The organism is Dactylosporangium sp. CS-033363, from assembly GCF_050942475.1.
Classification (GTDB): Bacteria; Actinomycetota; Actinomycetes; order Mycobacteriales; family Micromonosporaceae; genus Dactylosporangium.
On the sequence record NZ_CP192032.1, the window covers coordinates 3,125,608 to 3,139,089 of the forward strand.

16 protein-coding genes are annotated in these 13,482 nt (G+C 71.5%); 7 read left to right on the forward strand and 9 right to left on the reverse strand.

Going from position 1 to position 13,482, the window contains the following annotated elements; genetic code table 11:
- Nucleotides 1-3 precede the first annotated feature (3 nt).
- Nucleotides 4-492: a SigE family RNA polymerase sigma factor gene (locus ACQPZ4_RS14410; RefSeq protein WP_433060328.1), complete on the forward strand. Its 489-nt coding sequence runs from the start codon at nucleotides 4-6 to the stop codon at nucleotides 490-492.
- Nucleotides 485-1,630: a WD40/YVTN/BNR-like repeat-containing protein gene (locus tag ACQPZ4_RS14415; RefSeq protein WP_433060331.1), complete on the forward strand. Its 1,146-nt coding sequence runs from the start codon at nucleotides 485-487 to the stop codon at nucleotides 1,628-1,630. Before ACQPZ4_RS14410 ends, ACQPZ4_RS14415 begins: the two co-directional genes overlap by 8 nt.
- A gap of 135 nt (nucleotides 1,631-1,765) precedes the next feature.
- Here the strand turns inward: ACQPZ4_RS14415 and ACQPZ4_RS14420 are convergent, their stop codons facing one another.
- Nucleotides 1,766-2,683 carry an acyl-CoA desaturase gene (locus tag ACQPZ4_RS14420; protein WP_433060334.1) on the reverse strand — a complete coding sequence of 306 codons (918 nt, stop codon included), beginning with the start codon at nucleotides 2,681-2,683 and terminating at the stop codon, nucleotides 1,766-1,768.
- A gap of 84 nt (nucleotides 2,684-2,767) precedes the next feature.
- Nucleotides 2,768-3,256 carry a hypothetical protein gene (locus tag ACQPZ4_RS14425; protein WP_433060337.1) on the reverse strand — a complete coding sequence of 163 codons (489 nt, stop codon included), beginning with the start codon at nucleotides 3,254-3,256 and terminating at the stop codon, nucleotides 2,768-2,770.
- Nucleotides 3,257-3,349: 93 nt separating this feature from the next.
- Between ACQPZ4_RS14425 and ACQPZ4_RS14430 the strand changes: the two genes are divergently transcribed.
- The gene (locus tag ACQPZ4_RS14430) at nucleotides 3,350-4,090 is read left to right on the forward strand and encodes an SDR family NAD(P)-dependent oxidoreductase (RefSeq protein ID WP_433060340.1); all 741 of its coding nucleotides are present in this window, start codon (nucleotides 3,350-3,352) and stop codon (nucleotides 4,088-4,090) included.
- Here the strand turns inward: ACQPZ4_RS14430 and ACQPZ4_RS14435 are convergent.
- Both ACQPZ4_RS14435 and ACQPZ4_RS14440 read right to left on the reverse strand, forming a co-directional pair.
- On the reverse strand, nucleotides 4,078-4,596 hold the full coding sequence (locus tag ACQPZ4_RS14435) for a hypothetical protein (RefSeq protein ID WP_433060343.1): 519 nt from the start codon (nucleotides 4,594-4,596) through the stop codon (nucleotides 4,078-4,080). The two genes, ACQPZ4_RS14430 and ACQPZ4_RS14435, sit on opposite strands and share 13 nt — an antisense overlap.
- 2 nt (nucleotides 4,597-4,598) lie before the next feature.
- The gene (locus tag ACQPZ4_RS14440) at nucleotides 4,599-5,051 is read right to left on the reverse strand and encodes a TetR/AcrR family transcriptional regulator (protein WP_433060346.1); all 453 of its coding nucleotides are present in this window, start codon (nucleotides 5,049-5,051) and stop codon (nucleotides 4,599-4,601) included.
- Nucleotides 5,052-5,179: 128 nt separating this feature from the next.
- Between ACQPZ4_RS14440 and zwf the strand changes: the two genes are divergently transcribed.
- Nucleotides 5,180-6,682 carry a glucose-6-phosphate dehydrogenase gene (gene zwf, locus ACQPZ4_RS14445; RefSeq protein ID WP_433060349.1) on the forward strand — a complete coding sequence of 501 codons (1,503 nt, stop codon included), beginning with the start codon at nucleotides 5,180-5,182 and terminating at the stop codon, nucleotides 6,680-6,682.
- 46 nt (nucleotides 6,683-6,728) lie between these two features.
- On the opposite strand, the gene ACQPZ4_RS14450 is transcribed toward zwf, so the two are convergent.
- From ACQPZ4_RS14450 to ACQPZ4_RS14460, 3 genes are all read right to left on the reverse strand, one after another.
- Nucleotides 6,729-7,316, reverse strand: a complete 588-nt coding sequence (locus ACQPZ4_RS14450; protein ID WP_433060352.1) for a hypothetical protein — start codon at nucleotides 7,314-7,316, stop codon at nucleotides 6,729-6,731.
- A gap of 96 nt (nucleotides 7,317-7,412) precedes the next feature.
- On the reverse strand, nucleotides 7,413-7,799 hold the full coding sequence (locus ACQPZ4_RS14455; RefSeq protein WP_433060355.1) for a VOC family protein: 387 nt from the start codon (nucleotides 7,797-7,799) through the stop codon (nucleotides 7,413-7,415).
- A complete protein-coding gene (locus ACQPZ4_RS14460; RefSeq protein WP_433060358.1) occupies nucleotides 7,783-9,318 on the reverse strand; it encodes an alkaline phosphatase D family protein in 1,536 nt (511 codons plus the stop codon). The genes ACQPZ4_RS14455 and ACQPZ4_RS14460 overlap by 17 nt, the downstream gene beginning before the upstream one ends.
- Nucleotides 9,319-9,438: 120 nt before the next feature.
- Between ACQPZ4_RS14460 and ACQPZ4_RS14465 the strand changes: the two genes are divergently transcribed.
- The 3 genes from ACQPZ4_RS14465 to ACQPZ4_RS14475 all read left to right on the forward strand — a co-directional run bounded on the left by ACQPZ4_RS14465 (nucleotide 9,439) and on the right by ACQPZ4_RS14475 (nucleotide 11,892).
- Complete coding sequence (locus ACQPZ4_RS14465; RefSeq protein WP_433060361.1) at nucleotides 9,439-9,699, forward strand: hypothetical protein; 261 nt, start codon at nucleotides 9,439-9,441, stop codon at nucleotides 9,697-9,699.
- A 33-nt stretch (nucleotides 9,700-9,732) separates the two neighbouring features.
- The gene (locus ACQPZ4_RS14470) at nucleotides 9,733-10,335 is read left to right on the forward strand and encodes a hypothetical protein (protein WP_433060364.1); all 603 of its coding nucleotides are present in this window, start codon (nucleotides 9,733-9,735) and stop codon (nucleotides 10,333-10,335) included.
- Between the two features lie 660 nt (nucleotides 10,336-10,995).
- Nucleotides 10,996-11,892, forward strand: coding sequence for an alpha/beta fold hydrolase (locus ACQPZ4_RS14475; RefSeq protein ID WP_433060367.1), 897 nt, complete (start codon nucleotides 10,996-10,998; stop codon nucleotides 11,890-11,892).
- A gap of 54 nt (nucleotides 11,893-11,946) precedes the next feature.
- On the opposite strand, the gene ACQPZ4_RS14480 is transcribed toward ACQPZ4_RS14475, so the two are convergent.
- Both ACQPZ4_RS14480 and ACQPZ4_RS14485 read right to left on the reverse strand, forming a co-directional pair.
- Nucleotides 11,947-12,525, reverse strand: coding sequence for a maleylpyruvate isomerase N-terminal domain-containing protein (locus tag ACQPZ4_RS14480; RefSeq protein WP_433060370.1), 579 nt, complete (start codon nucleotides 12,523-12,525; stop codon nucleotides 11,947-11,949).
- Nucleotides 12,483-13,463: a fatty acid desaturase gene (locus tag ACQPZ4_RS14485; RefSeq protein ID WP_433060373.1), complete on the reverse strand. Its 981-nt coding sequence runs from the start codon at nucleotides 13,461-13,463 to the stop codon at nucleotides 12,483-12,485. Before ACQPZ4_RS14485 ends, ACQPZ4_RS14480 begins: the two co-directional genes overlap by 43 nt.
- Between the last annotated feature and the right edge of the window lie 19 nt (nucleotides 13,464-13,482).

Sequence of the window (13,482 nt, forward strand, 5' to 3'; positions counted from 1 at the left end):
ACGGTGCCCGAACGGGACGTGATCGGCCAGGTGTACGCGGCCTGCTTTCAGCGCCTGGTGGTGCAGCTCTACGCGGTGACGGGCGATCTCGGCGAGGCCCAGGAGGCCGTGCAGGAGGCGTTCGTCCGCGCGATCGGCAATGCCCGCACGTTCCGCGGGCTCGACAACCCCGAGGCGTGGCTGTGCCGGGTGGCGATCAATGTGAGCCGCAGCCGGTACCGCCGCCGGGTCTTTCTGGAGAACGTGCTGCGCCGCGCCGGGCCGGAGCCGGTCGTGCCGGACCCGTCGCCGGAGCACGTGGCGCTGATGGCGGGCCTGCGCCGGCTGCCGGCCGGCCAGCGCCACGCGATCGCGCTGCACTATCTCGCCGACCGGCCGGTGGACGAGGTGGCCGAGATCCTCGGCGTGTCCATCGGGACGGTCAAGTCCCGCCTGTCCCGCGGCCGCCTGGCGCTGGCCGAGTTCTTCAGCGAGAGGAGCCCCGTTGCCTGACCTCGAGCACCTGCCGTTCGACCGGGCCCGCGTGGCGGCGGCGGTCCGGCCGGTCCCGCTGCGGGACCTCCACGCCCGCGCGCGCCGCCGCCGGCAGCGCCGCACCGCCGCCGTGGCCTTCGCCGCCGTGCTCGTGGTCGCCGTTGCGGGAGCGGCCTTCGCCTACAACCCGCCCCAGCAACGTCCGGCGGTCCCGGCGCCCAGTTCCCACCCGTCGTCGGGGACGATGCCGACCGACCTGGCCGTGCTGTCGGAGGATGTGGCCGTGGCGTTCTGGAGTGGCTGCCCGGCCCACTTCTCGCACACCACGAGCGGGGGCTGGACCGAGCCGGTCGCGGCCCCGGCCTGCGACACAGGTGAGCGGGACGAGCGCTGGCAGGTCCTGGACAGCCGGACCTACCTGTACTTCCTGAACGGCACCGGACACGTGACCACCGACGGGGGCCGCACCTGGATGCCGGCCGGCGCGGCGTTGACCGACGTGGCCGCGCTGCCAGGGGTGGCCAGGGCCGCGGACTGCGGAGCCCACTCCCGCTGCTTCGGCGCCCACGGCGAGGGCCCGTACGCCGCCGACTCGGGCGTCGCCTACCGCCTCGCCAAGGGGCCGCCGGGGCGTTCCATCGGCCGCTATCAGCAGGCCGGCGGGGTCCTGTGGGCCACGTTGTACGGCGGCAGCTCCGGCACGGGCGAGGTCGGCTGGACCGCCGACGGGGGCGCGACGTGGAAGAGCAAGCCGCTCGACGTGCACTTCGGCGCGGACAACGTCGCGGCGCTGGACGACAAGCGGGCGTGGGTGTCGTTCACGCCGGAGATCGGGCAGCCGCAGCACATCCTGCGCACTGCGGACGGCGGGACGACGTGGCAGGACGTGACGACGGACCTGCCGGTCACCGCGAACGAGCGGGACCTGACGGTGCGGGCCGACGGCGCGCTGCTGATGGTGGAGCCGGATCCGTTCGCGGTGTGGGTCAGTACCGACAACGGCAAGCATTTCGTCGTGAACCCCGGGCCGCCGGTGGACCGGGACTCGCTGCGGATGGGTTCGGGCCCTGGAATCGCGTGGGCCATGTGGGGCAACCCGGTGCAGCTGTCCGTCACCACGGACGGCAGGACCTGGACCCAGATGCCGCCGCCGTAAACGGTTCTCCGGCCCCGCCCCGCCCCGTTGTCGCGTCGCTCAGGCGGTGACGCCTCGCCGTCGTCCCGTCGTCCCGTCGGGGCGGCGGCGAGGCGCGGCCGGTTGCTCAGGCGGCGGCGAGGCGCGGCCGGTTGCTCAGGCGGCGGCGGTGAGGCGGGCCAGGCGGGCGGGGGTGGGCCAGCGGACGTCCCAGGCCCAGCCGAGCTTCTCGAAGATCCAGATGGTGCGGGCCGAGATGTCGATCTGGCCGGGCAGCACGCCGTGGCGGGCCGAGGTCGGGTCGGCGTGGTGCAGGTTGTGCCAGGACTCGCCCATGCTCAGGATCGCCAGGGGCCAGAAGTTGGCCGACTTGTCGCGGGCGTTGAACGGGCGGTCGCCGATCATGTGGCAGACCGAGTTCACCGACCAGGTCACGTGGTGCAGGGCGAAGACGCGGATCAGGCCGGCCCAGAAGAAGGCGGTCAGCGCGCCCTGCCAGGACCAGGAGATCAGGCCGCCGAGGACGCCCGGCAGGAGCAGCGTCACGATCGTCAGCGGGCCGAACAGCCGGTGCACCAGGCGGATGTCGCGGTCGGCCAGGAGGTCCGGCGCGAAGCGCTCCTGGTTGGTCAGCTCCCGCTCGAGGACCCAGCCGAGGTGGGCGTGCCAGAAGCCGCGGGCCAGGGCGACCGGGGACGTGCCGAACAGCCAGGGCGAGTGCGGATCGCCCTCCTTGTCGGCGAACGCGTGGTGGCGGCGGTGGTCGGCCACCCAGTGCAGGATCGGGCCCTGGACGGACATGCTGCCCACGACGGCCAGCCCGATGCGCAGGGCGCGCTTGGCCTTGAAGGCGCCGTGCGTGAAGTACCGGTGGAAGCCGACCGTCGCGCCGAGGCACGTCACGGTGTAGAAGGCCGCCGCGAGGATGATGTCGAGCCAGGCCAGGCCCCATCCCCAGGCGATCGGCACGGCGGCCAGCAGCGCGAGGAACGGGATGATGACGAACGCGTAGACCGCGACGTGCGCCGGGATGGGGCGCTTGCGTCCGATCAGGGGCTTCACCGCCGTGGTCATGGCCGGACCGTAGTCCACGGGCATGGCTGGCGCCCCCACGCAAGGATGCCAGCCCGCGACCGCCAGGTGTTTTTTCGGTCTTCGTCAGAGATAGACGTCGATCCGGCCCGAGAACAGGGCCGTGGTCTGCAGGCGCTGCTGCTGGATGGCATCGAAGTTGGCCCGCTGCTCCTCGGCCCGCTGCCGGAGCTGGTCCTCGAGCTGCTGCTGCTGGGCGATGCGCTGCTGGTCGTCGAGGCGCTGCTGGTCGAGGGTGCGCTGGGCGGCGAGGCGCTGGTCGGCCAGGCGCTGCTGATCCTGCGTGTACTGCTGGTTGTCGCGCTGCTGCACGTCCTGCGCCCGCGCGTCCTGCTGCCGGACGATCTCCTGCCGGTCGGCGGCGCGGGTGTCGTCGGTGCGCTGCTGCTGCAGCCGCGTGTCGTCGAGGCGCTGCTGGGCGAGGCGGTCCTGCTGCAGGTTCTGCTGCATGTCCCGCGACGTCGCCGTCCCCGTGGCGTTGGCCGTGGCGGCGCTCGTCGCGGTCGCCGAGGTCAGCGTGGTCGGCGTGGTCGCTGCTACCGGTGTGATCGACATTGCAACCTCATCACTACTTGCATGATCCCGATTACTCAAAGTTACCACGTTCGGGTGACGGCAAACCCCTCGCGGCGGAGCAGGGTTTGTCACATGAGCACCCTCGAGGGGCGCGTCGCCCTGGTCACCGGCGGTTCCCGCGGGATCGGGGCGGGCATCGCGCAGCGGCTGGCCGCCGACGGCGCCACGGTCGCGGTCACCTACAACCGCTCGCCCGGGCACGCCGAGGAGGTGGTCGGGGACATCGCCGAGGAGGGCGGGGACGCCGTCGCCCTGCACGTGGACGCGGGGGACCGGGCCGCGGTACGGGCCGGGGTGAAGACGGTCGCCGAGCAGTTCGGCCGGCTGGACATCCTCGTCAACAGCGCCGGGGTGAACCTGGTGGCCCCGATCGAGGACACCCCCGACGACAAGTACGACGAGGCCGTCGCCGTGAACCTGACCGGCGTCTACGCGGCCACCCAGGAGGCGCTGCGGCACCTCGGCGACGGCGGCCGGATCATCAACATCGGCAGCGTGGCCGCGCAGCGGATCCACTACGCCGGCGGTACCGCCTACGCCCTCACCAAGGCCGGCGTCATCGGCTTCACCCACGCCCTGGCCCGCGAGCTCGGCCCGCGCCGGATCACCGTCAACGCCGTCCAGCCCGGCCCGATCGACACCGACATGAACCCGCTCAGCGGCGACTTCGCGCCCTTCACCCAGCAGTTCACCAGCCAGGACCGCTACGGCACCACCCGCGACATCGCCGGCGCGGTGGCCTACCTGGCCAGCCCCGAGGCCGGCTTCGTCACCGGCACCACCATCACGGTGGACGGGGGCTACCTCAGTTGATCGCGCTCGGCCAGCCCGGCCAGGTTGAGCAGCTGCCGCCGCATCATCACCAGATCCCCGGCGGCCAGCAGCGGCCGGGTGGCCCGCTCGAGCGGCCCGCGGGGCTCGGGCATGTGCAGCTTGGCGACGATCCGGCAGTGCCGCGGCCCCAGCTCCCGCAGCAGGTACGTGACCACGATGTCCCCGAACATCGCCCGCCCCCGCCGCTCGGTGATGCGGAACGTGAGCTGCTCGCCGGGCACGAACGCGACCAGGTCGAAGATCGTCATCCAGCGCTGCCCGGTGGCCAGCTCGTCGACCCCCGGCGTCAGCTCGCGCGGGCTGCGGCGGCCGCGGTTGTCGATCCAGTCGTAGCTGTACGGCGCGACCCGCAACTGACACAGCCGCCGGAACACGACCGGCGCCGCGGCGTGCACGTCGACGGCCCGGTAGTACGCCTCGCGGCCGGGGACGAGCGCGTCGCCGCCGTACGCGAGACCGGTCTCTTCCTGACGGGTACTCCACACTTTTAGAGACATGTCTCGCTGTCCTCCCGTCTGTGGGGGAGCTCCGCTCCACCCACGGCCCCCTCGAAGCCTGCACTCTGGCCGCTCTGTCCGCTTTGGGCAGGTCGGTCAGGGCGAGGACCACCTTGTCGAAGTCGCCGCCGAGCGCCCGGATCGCGGCGAAGGCCCGCGTGTTCATCGCATCGAGCGCGTCGCGGTCCTCGCCGGGCCGCGTGCGCCGGGCGCCCCTCGGCCAGTGCGGCGAGGAAGCCGTCCTGGAATCGCTCGACGGTCCGCAGCCACAGCGCGGCGGCGAGCGCGGGGCGCCCGGCGAAGCGGTGGTACACCGACCCGCTCGGCCCGCCCGCCTCCCGCGCGACGGCCGCCATCGTGAGCGCCTTGGGCCCGCCGGCGACGACCAGCCGCACGGCCGCGTCGAGGAGGCTGCCGGAGTCATGCCGTGCGGGTCGTCCCATGGCACCCAACCTACTGATTACGCTTATCGGAGGCCGTGCAGAGACGCCGGTCACGTTCCGGAATCGTTGCTGCCCGCTTCGGTTGACTCGTAGTGTCACGGCGGCAGTCCGACGGAGAGGCACTCCCCATGTCCAGCACCACGGTCCTGCAGGAATCCGACAACCGGCACGCCCCGCCGGCGACGGTGGTGATTTTCGGCGCCTCCGGCGACCTCACCCGGCGCAAGCTGATCCCGGCGATCGAGAGCCTGGCCCGCCACAACCGGCTCACCGAACGGTTCGCGGTCGTGGGCGTGGCCCGCACCCCGATGGACGACAACCAGTTCATCCACAACGTGCTCGGCGACCGCGGACTCGGCGGCATGCCGCAGCTGGACGGCGGGATGCGGTACATCTCCGGCGGCTACGACGACCCGGAGACGTACAAGCACCTCGCGGCCCTGCTCGACGAGATCGACGAGAAGCGCGGCACCGGCGGCAACCGGATCTTCTACCTGTCCACCCCGGCCGAGGCGTTCCCGCTGGTGATCAACGGGCTGGCCGGCGCCGGGCTGAACCAGGCGCGGGAGGGCTCGTTCGCCCGGCTGGTGATCGAGAAGCCGTACGGGCACGACGAGCGCAGCGCCAAGCAGCTCGACCAGACGGTGCACTCCTCGTTCGACGAGTCGCAGGTCTTCCGCATCGACCACTACCTGGGCAAGGACACCGTCCAGAACGTGCTCGCGCTGCGCTTCGCCAACTCGATCTTCCAGCCCATCTGGAACCGCACCTGGGTCGACCACGTGCAGATCACCGTGGCCGAGACGCTTGGCGTGGGCACCCGCGGCAGCTTCTACGAGCACGCGGGCGCGATGCGCGACATCGTGCAGAACCACGTGCTGCAGGTGCTCGCCCTGGCCCTCATGGAGCCCCCGGCGTCGTTCGCGGCCGAGGCGGTGCGCAACGAGAAGGTGAAGCTGCTGCAGGCCATCCGCCTGCCGCGCGGGCGCGACATCGACGACATCGCGGTTCGCGGGCAGTACACCCGCGGCGGTACCCGCGAGGAGCTCATGCCCGGCTACCGCGAGGAGCCCGGCGTCGACCCGCTCTCGCGCACCGAGACCTACGCCGCGCTGCGCCTCGACGTGGACAACTGGCGCTGGGCCGGCGTGCCGTTCTACGTACGCACGGGAAAGCGGTTGCCGAGCCGGGTCACCGAGGTCGCCCTGCAGTTCCAGCGGCCGCCGCACCTGCCGATCCCGGACTCCCAGCTGACCGAGCTCCAGCCCGACGCGCTCATCCTGCGCATCCAGCCCGACGAGGGCATCGCACTGCGCTTCGGCGCCAAGGTGCCGGGCCACTCGTTCCGGGTCCGCTCGGCCAGCATGGACTTCTCCTACGACAAGACCTTCCGCGAGGAGTCCCCGGAGGCCTACGAGCGGCTGCTGCTCGACGCCCTGATCGGCGACACCACGCTGTTCATCCGCAAGGACGAGGTCGAGCAGAGCTGGCGGGTCGTCGACCCGATCATCGAGCGCTGGGCCCAGGACACCAGCCCGATCCCGACGTACGAGGCGGCGTCCTGGGGTCCGACCGACGCCAACCGCCTGATCGAGCGCAGCGGGCGGGCCTGGCGCAACACCGTCGCCTAGTTCGCACGGGAAAGGCCCTCCCCTTGATCGGGGGAGGGCCTTTTGGTTACTTGGAGGCCGCTTCGAGGCGCGGGATGAACTGCAGGGCCGCCCGGCGTGCGACGGACAGGTTGGCGCTGTCGCTGGACTCCGAGGAGACGTACACGTCGATGTCGTGGCCGTTCTCCCACACGTACAGGTGGCCGGACAGGGAGTACGCGGTGGTGCCGACGCCCATGACCGGGGTCGCCTGCTTGTTGCGCACGTCGAAGTTGCCGCGGGTCTCCAGCGTCACCCCGATCGTGACCTGGCCCTGCGAGAGCTGCCACTGGCAGTAGCGGGAGGTCGGCGACGACCCCCCGTCGTCGGTCATGAGGGTGACGGACTCACCGGTCAGTGTGCCGATCTCCGCCTTGGACATCAGCTTGCAGATGTCGGGCACGCTGGTGGCCGTGGCCGCCTTGGCGCTCGACGAGGCCTTGGCCGACCCGCTGGTCTTCGCCGAGGGCTTCGCGGAGGCCGCGGCCGAGGCGGGTGCGGCCGCGGACGCCTCGGCCGAGGGCTTGGCGGCCGTGGTGGCGGAGCCGTCGTTGCAGGCGGCCAGTGCGAGCGCACCGGCGGCAGCCGCGGCCAGAACGAGAATGCGACGAGACATTGGTGCGCTCCCTGGATTCGTTGGTACGACCAAGGTGCGCGATCATTGCCCGCCGGCACACACTTTCCGTCCGTCCTGGCACGTATCCGGGACCGATCACTCCCAGCGGGTCGCGTTGGCCTCCGACAAAGCGCCCGGACGGTCCAGGACCACGCAGAACAGCAGCCCGGCGGGGTCGCGCAGCACCTGCCAGTTCTCGGCCCGGTCGACCCGCGTCGCCCCCAGCCGCTCCAGCCGGGCCACCTCGGCGTCGACGTCGTCGGTGTGGAAGTCGAGGTGCACGCGGGCCGGGCCGCCGTCGCCGAGCCGCTGGGCCAGCACGAGCATGTCGTGGGTGGGCAGCCGGGCCCCGTTGAACTCGGGATATTTCCCGACGGGTTCCAGCTCGGCGCCGACCGCCCCGGACCAGAACGCCACGGTGGCGTCGTGGTCCGGGGCCGGCACGTCGATGGAGATCGCGAAGAGCCTACTGAAGTGAGCCACGCCGTGCAGTATGCAGCGTCGTGGAGTACAAGACGGAGCCCTGGAGATCGCGCAGGCGAACCGTGAGGTCCCGGCTCCACGGGTCGATCTCGACCTCGCCGAAGTGCTGGTAGCCGCCCATGGGGGAGGTGTTGGCGACCGGCGGCGCGTGCACGAACCGCGCCTCGGGCCCGAACGTGGCGTCGAGCGCGTTGGGTCCGAACGCGCCCGCGTTGGCCGGCCCGGAGACGAACTCCCAGAACGGCGTGAAGTCCTGGACCGCCGCCCGCGCCGGGTCGTAGTGGTGCGCCGCGGTGTAGTGCACGTCGGCGGTGAGGAACACGATGCCGGTCACGCCGTGGCGGTGGGCGGTGCGCAGTACCTCCGCGAACTCCAGCTCCCGGCCCAGCGGCCTGCCGCCGTCGCCCTGCGCCACGCCCTCCTGCGCGGTCGCCCCGTCGGGCACGACGAGCCCGAGCGGGAGGTCGTTGGCGATCACCTTCCAGGTCGCCTTGGACTCGAGCAGCCCCCGGATGAGCCACGCGCGCTGCTCGGCGCCGAGGAGCCCGCGCTTGGGGTCGGCGTACGTGTCGCCGTCGTTGACGTCCTTGTAGGTGCGCATGTCGAGCTTGAAGATGTCGAGCAGGGGGCCGTAGGAGTGCTTGCGGTACACCTTGCCGGGGGTCAGGGGGGTCCACTCGAAGAACGCCTGCCGGGCCCGCGCGGCCAGCACGTCGACCCGCCGCTCGGTGTACCGCGCGTCGTCGAGGACCTCGCCGGGGTACCAGTTGTTGAGCACCTCGTGGTCGTCCCACTGGTTCAGCTGCGGCACCTCGGCCAGGAAGCGCTTGAAGTTCGCGTCGAGCAGGTTGTAGGAGAACTGGCCGCGGTACTCCGTGAGCGTCTCCGCCACCTTCGACTTCTCCGGCGTCACGATGTTGCGCCAGGTCCGCCCGTCCGGCAGCGCGACGGTCTCGGCGAGCGGCCCGTCGGAGTACACGGTGTCGCCGGAGCACAGATAGAAGTCGGGGCTGAGCCGGCGCATCGCCTCGAAGATCCGCATGCCGCCGAGGTCCGGGTTGATGCCCCAGCCCTGCCCGTTGATGTCGCCGGTCCACACGAACCGGATCTTCTGCCGGTCGCCCGGAAACCCGAACGAACCGCCGAGCGGTGCGCCGGCCCGCACACCGTCGACCCGCACGCGGTAGTACGTGCGGCACCCGGGCTGCAGCCCATCGACGCGAAGCTTTCCGGTGAAGTCACTGCCGGCGTCGACGACAGGCCCGCGAAGCGTCCGGCTGCGCCGGAAGTCGGGCCGGTCGGAGATCTCGACCCACATGCGCCCGGGCTGGTCGGCCCGGGTCCAGACGTTGGCCGACGATCCGGTGACATCGCCACTCTGCACCCCGTGGGTCAGCGTGGGACGACTCATCGCGCCGGGCACGAACGCCGCGGCCGACCGGTCGGAGATGAGCGCAGCACCAGCAGCGGCCGCGGCGGTGGTGCCGAGGAGCCGCCGCCGGCTCAGGGAATACGTCATGCCCGGAGGTCTATGCCCCGCACATGGCCTGCCTTTTATCGAAGCATGTCCACGTACGAACCCGGGGTTTAACCGTTTGTTGGCTTGTGCCGAGCATGGTTGATCTCGCACGATCATTGGATGAGCACCGACGAGCGCGCCACCCAGCCCGTCGACCTGTCCGCCCTGGCGACCCACGAGACGGAACCCCTGCACGCCGCGGATGCCGCCGCCGGGGACGGGGACGGAACCGACTTCGGCGCGATCGACGCCCACATCGACGACGAACTGTCCGACGACGAGGACGACGCCTCATTCGACCTGGGCACCGACGTGGCCCACCCGACCCTGGACCACAACGGCGGCCCGGCCTTCGACCTGGACCGCGACATCTCCCTGTAGGCCGTTTTCCCGCACCCTGCCTATGATCACGAGATGTCGACGTTCATGGCTACAGCCGCGGTGGACCTCCCCGTCGCCGCCGATCCGGGCCCGTTCCTGGACTCCATGAAGCTAGCGGTCCGCGACACGGTAGCCGTCTGGATCCGTCCCCTCGGCAGCACGCACACCCGCGTCTCCCTGTTCGCCGACGGCGGCAACGGCTGGCTGGCCGAGTCCATCGCGGCCGCCCCCGCGTGGGAGCGAGCCCTGATCGCCCTGGACCACGACGAGTGGGGCGCGGAGCATCTGGTTCTGTCCAATGTGGACGGAGCTGTGCATCGCGTGCAACACGTCTACATCCACTGGGGCGACACGCCCTCATCCGATTTCGAAGAAGTCTCTCTGGCTGATCTCCCTCCGGCTCCGGGCCTCACCACCGCGTCCGGCGGCACCCTGAACGACGCCGGCGCATGGTCCGCCGTCGCAGCGCTGTACGACGCCGATCCCGCCGCAGTCGAACGGGCCGGCCGCTACGCCGCCAAGGCTCACGAGAACCTCGGCACCATCTTCACCCCGTTCGAACCCTTCTGGGACGCCGTCGGAGCCCAGTACCCGATCGCCTTGGGCGAGGACCTCGACGCCGTACTCCTGGCCTGACCCTGTTTCTCAGGCTTTCACCCCGCCCAACTCCGACGGCCCGCACTGTTCCTCGTCTTTTCCACCCTGCCCCGGCCCCCCCGGCCCCGGCCCCCCGCCCCCCGCTCCTTCCGCCCCTCGCCTAAGGCATCCGCTCCGCGACATCCACCGACCCCGCCATCCCCAGCAACGGCGCCATCGTCGGACACAGCAGCGACGCGCATTCCCTCCCATGTGCGTCGTACGCGTCCCGCCCGATCGGCACCACTGTCACCGCGAGCGGCTGGAGTGGGCCCCTTGCCCAGTACTGTTGCGTTCCAACCGCCCGCCGGAGGGCCCGCCGCAGGCTCGTCGTGAACTGTGTGAACTCGTGTCGCACGCCGCCGTGCCGGGCGACCGGCCAGTCGAGGCGCACCGCGTAGCCGTCCGGCATGTTCGAAGCCATCGCCACCACCCCTCACTCGTTGAGGCAACGATCGAAGCTGCCCCCATGGTACTCGAACACTTGTTCTAATTCACGCCTCATTAGGCCCCAAATCAGATCGGCCCAACACGCAGCGTGACGTGCGCGGTTCCGGATCGCAACTCACCGTGTGCGCAAACTGCCCCAGCGTGCGCGGGCGAAACAACGGCGGCATCAGTCGATGGACCACCGGCACCGGACATGCGACCGTGATCGGCGTGACCGAGGACGTGTACTGCGACCTGCCCACCGGCATCCGGGTGTGCTACCGCGAGGAGGGTGAGCCACAGGGAGTACCACTGCTGCTTGTTGCGGGTCTCGGCCTGGACCTGACCGCGTGGCCGCGGGCCATGCTGGACGGCCTGCTGGAGCAGGGCTTCCGGGTGGTCCGGTTCGACAACCGGGACACCGGGCACTCGACGCGCGTCGATGCGGCGCCGCCCGGCCTGTTGCGGCAGCTGGTCGCGCGGCCGCCGCGCGGCGCGTACCGGCTCGAGGACATGGCCGACGACGCCGACGGGCTGCTCGAGCACCTCGGCATCGCCCGCGCGCACGTGGTGGGCATGTCGATGGGCGGGATGATCGGGCAGACGCTCGCCGCGACCCATCCCGGCCGGGTCGCCACGCTCACGTCGATCTTCTCGACCACCGGCGAGCGGCGGGTGGGGCAGCCGGCCCGCTCGACGCTGCTGCGCATGGCCAAGCGGCCGGCGCGCACGGTCGAGCAGTGGACCGGGCGGCACCTGTCGATGCTGGACCACATCGGCTCGCGGGCGTACCCGTACGACGAGGCGATCGAGCGCGCCTGGGCCGCCGAGGTGTGGGAGCGCGGCGGGGGACCGGCCCGAGCGGCGGGCGTGGCGCGGCAGATCGGCGCGATTCAGGCGTCCGGCGACCGTACCGCCGCGCTGCGCGCCATCACCGCACCCACGCTCGTCATCCACGGCGACGTCGACCGGATGGTGCACCCGAGCGGCGGCAGGGCCACGGCGACGGCGATCCCGGGTGCGCGCCACGTCGAGATCGCGGGCATGTCGCACCACCTGGCGCCCGAGCTGATCAAGCGCTTGGTCGACCTGATCGCCGAAACGGCCGAACTGGACAGAACCCGCTAAATGATGATATTGGCGATATGTCGGGCGCGTCAGCGCTCGACATATCGATTTACGTCACGCACTAGCGGCGCGGACCGTCCATAGCGAGCGCCTAGGGCGGTCCGGGAGCGCGATCCGACCAGTGGCCCAGAGCAGCAGGCGCCCGGAGTCGGCCTCAGGGGGTACACCGGGAAACAGGCGGGACAGGACCAGCGCGGAGAGGTCCGGCGGCGGCGTCCACGGCAGCCCGAGGCCCTGCGCCACATCCCAGGTGTGCACGAGGATTTCGTTCACGCCCAGGGCGGCGAAGCCCGTGCGGTCCGTCGGGCCCCAGTGCCACGCGCGCGCCGACGGGCCCGCGGCGTCCAGGGACAGGCCCAGCAGCCGCCCGCAGGCCGCCATGATCTGCAGGACCGTCGCGGGGTCCGTCTCCGGTCGTACCTCGAGGTCCAGCGGGAGGTACGCGTCGTCCGCGCGGGACGTGAGCTGGGTCGCGTACGCGGTCAGGTCGTGCGCGATGTGCGCCGCCGTCTCCAGGCACGTCCACTCGAGTTCGCCCGCCGGCGCCGACCACGCCTCCGGCGAGGCGATCGCGGCCGGCCGCAGCAGGGCTAGGGACTCGTCGAGGGCGCGCCGGACATCTCCGCTGTCCACGTCGGCACGGTACCGGCGGCGGGCTGCGGGCGCACCTCCTGCGCCGTCAGCGGGATCGGGCCGCGGAACTGCCGGGCCACCGCCGTGAACCAGCCGAGGTGGATCTCGTCGCGGTCGGCCACGTACGCCGCCCGCAGCTCGTGCCAGCGCAGGCCCGGGTGCCGGTGGTGCACGTTGTGCAGGTTGAACGCGAGGACGAAGAACTCCAGGGCGCGCGGCAGGGCGAGGTTCATCGCGTCGAGCGGGCGTTCCAGGCGGGTCCGGTAGTGGTACGCGTTGTCCGCCAGCGACACGATCAGCGCCCGCGCACCGACGGCGCTCCACAGCATCCAGAGGTGCCCGCCATAGGCCAGGGACGATCCCGTGTACGTCACGACGACCGCGATCGCCTCGACGCGGAACTTGCGCAGGTTGTCGCGGCGCGCCACGCGCTCGAACAGCAGGCCGGTCACCGAGTCCAGCGAGTCCGTCCGCCGCACCAGCCAGCGCCAGCCCGGGCGGGGCAGGAGCACGAGTACGACCGAGAGCAGCTCGAGGAGGTACAGGCCGCCGAGCAGCCGCGGGTAGTACGTGCGCGCGGCGGTCAGCCAGGTGGAGCGCTCGGGGTCGTAGACCTCGGTGCGCTCGCGTTGCGTGCGGCTGTACCGGTGATGCAGCAGGTGACCGGCCTTGAGCAGGGCGAACGGGCCGCCGTAGCCGGCCGCGAGGACCCGGCCCAGGCGATCGTTCCAGGCCCGGTCGCGCAGGAGGATGCCGTGGATGGACTCGTGGATGAGCGACCAGAGGGGGACGGTGGTGAGCGCGATCGGCACGAGCAGCCAGGCCCAGCGCAGGTCGAGCGGTAGCAGTACGAGAGGCAGCACGATGAGCTGCAGCAGCAGGATGGCGAGCGCGACACCGACCAGCGCGATCGCCAGCACCGACTGACGGCGGACCATGTTCGCACGCTAGCCCGGT

Coding starts and splice junctions, on each gene's coding strand:
- ACQPZ4_RS14420 (WP_433060334.1), bottom strand. CDS start 2,683: ATGACCACGGCGGTGAAGCCCCTGATCGGACGCAAGCGCCCCATCCCG.
- ACQPZ4_RS14425 (WP_433060337.1), bottom strand. CDS start 3,256: ATGTCGATCACACCGGTAGCAGCGACCACGCCGACCACGCTGACCTCG.
- ACQPZ4_RS14430 (WP_433060340.1), top strand. CDS start 3,350: ATGAGCACCCTCGAGGGGCGCGTCGCCCTGGTCACCGGCGGTTCCCGC.
- ACQPZ4_RS14440 (WP_433060346.1), bottom strand. CDS start 5,051: ATGGGACGACCCGCACGGCATGACTCCGGCAGCCTCCTCGACGCGGCC.
- zwf (WP_433060349.1), top strand. CDS start 5,180: ATGTCCAGCACCACGGTCCTGCAGGAATCCGACAACCGGCACGCCCCG.
- ACQPZ4_RS14450 (WP_433060352.1), bottom strand. CDS start 7,316: ATGTCTCGTCGCATTCTCGTTCTGGCCGCGGCTGCCGCCGGTGCGCTC.
- ACQPZ4_RS14460 (WP_433060358.1), bottom strand. CDS start 9,318: ATGACGTATTCCCTGAGCCGGCGGCGGCTCCTCGGCACCACCGCCGCG.
- ACQPZ4_RS14465 (WP_433060361.1), top strand. CDS start 9,439: ATGAGCACCGACGAGCGCGCCACCCAGCCCGTCGACCTGTCCGCCCTG.
- ACQPZ4_RS14470 (WP_433060364.1), top strand. CDS start 9,733: ATGTCGACGTTCATGGCTACAGCCGCGGTGGACCTCCCCGTCGCCGCC.
- ACQPZ4_RS14485 (WP_433060373.1), bottom strand. CDS start 13,463: ATGGTCCGCCGTCAGTCGGTGCTGGCGATCGCGCTGGTCGGTGTCGCG.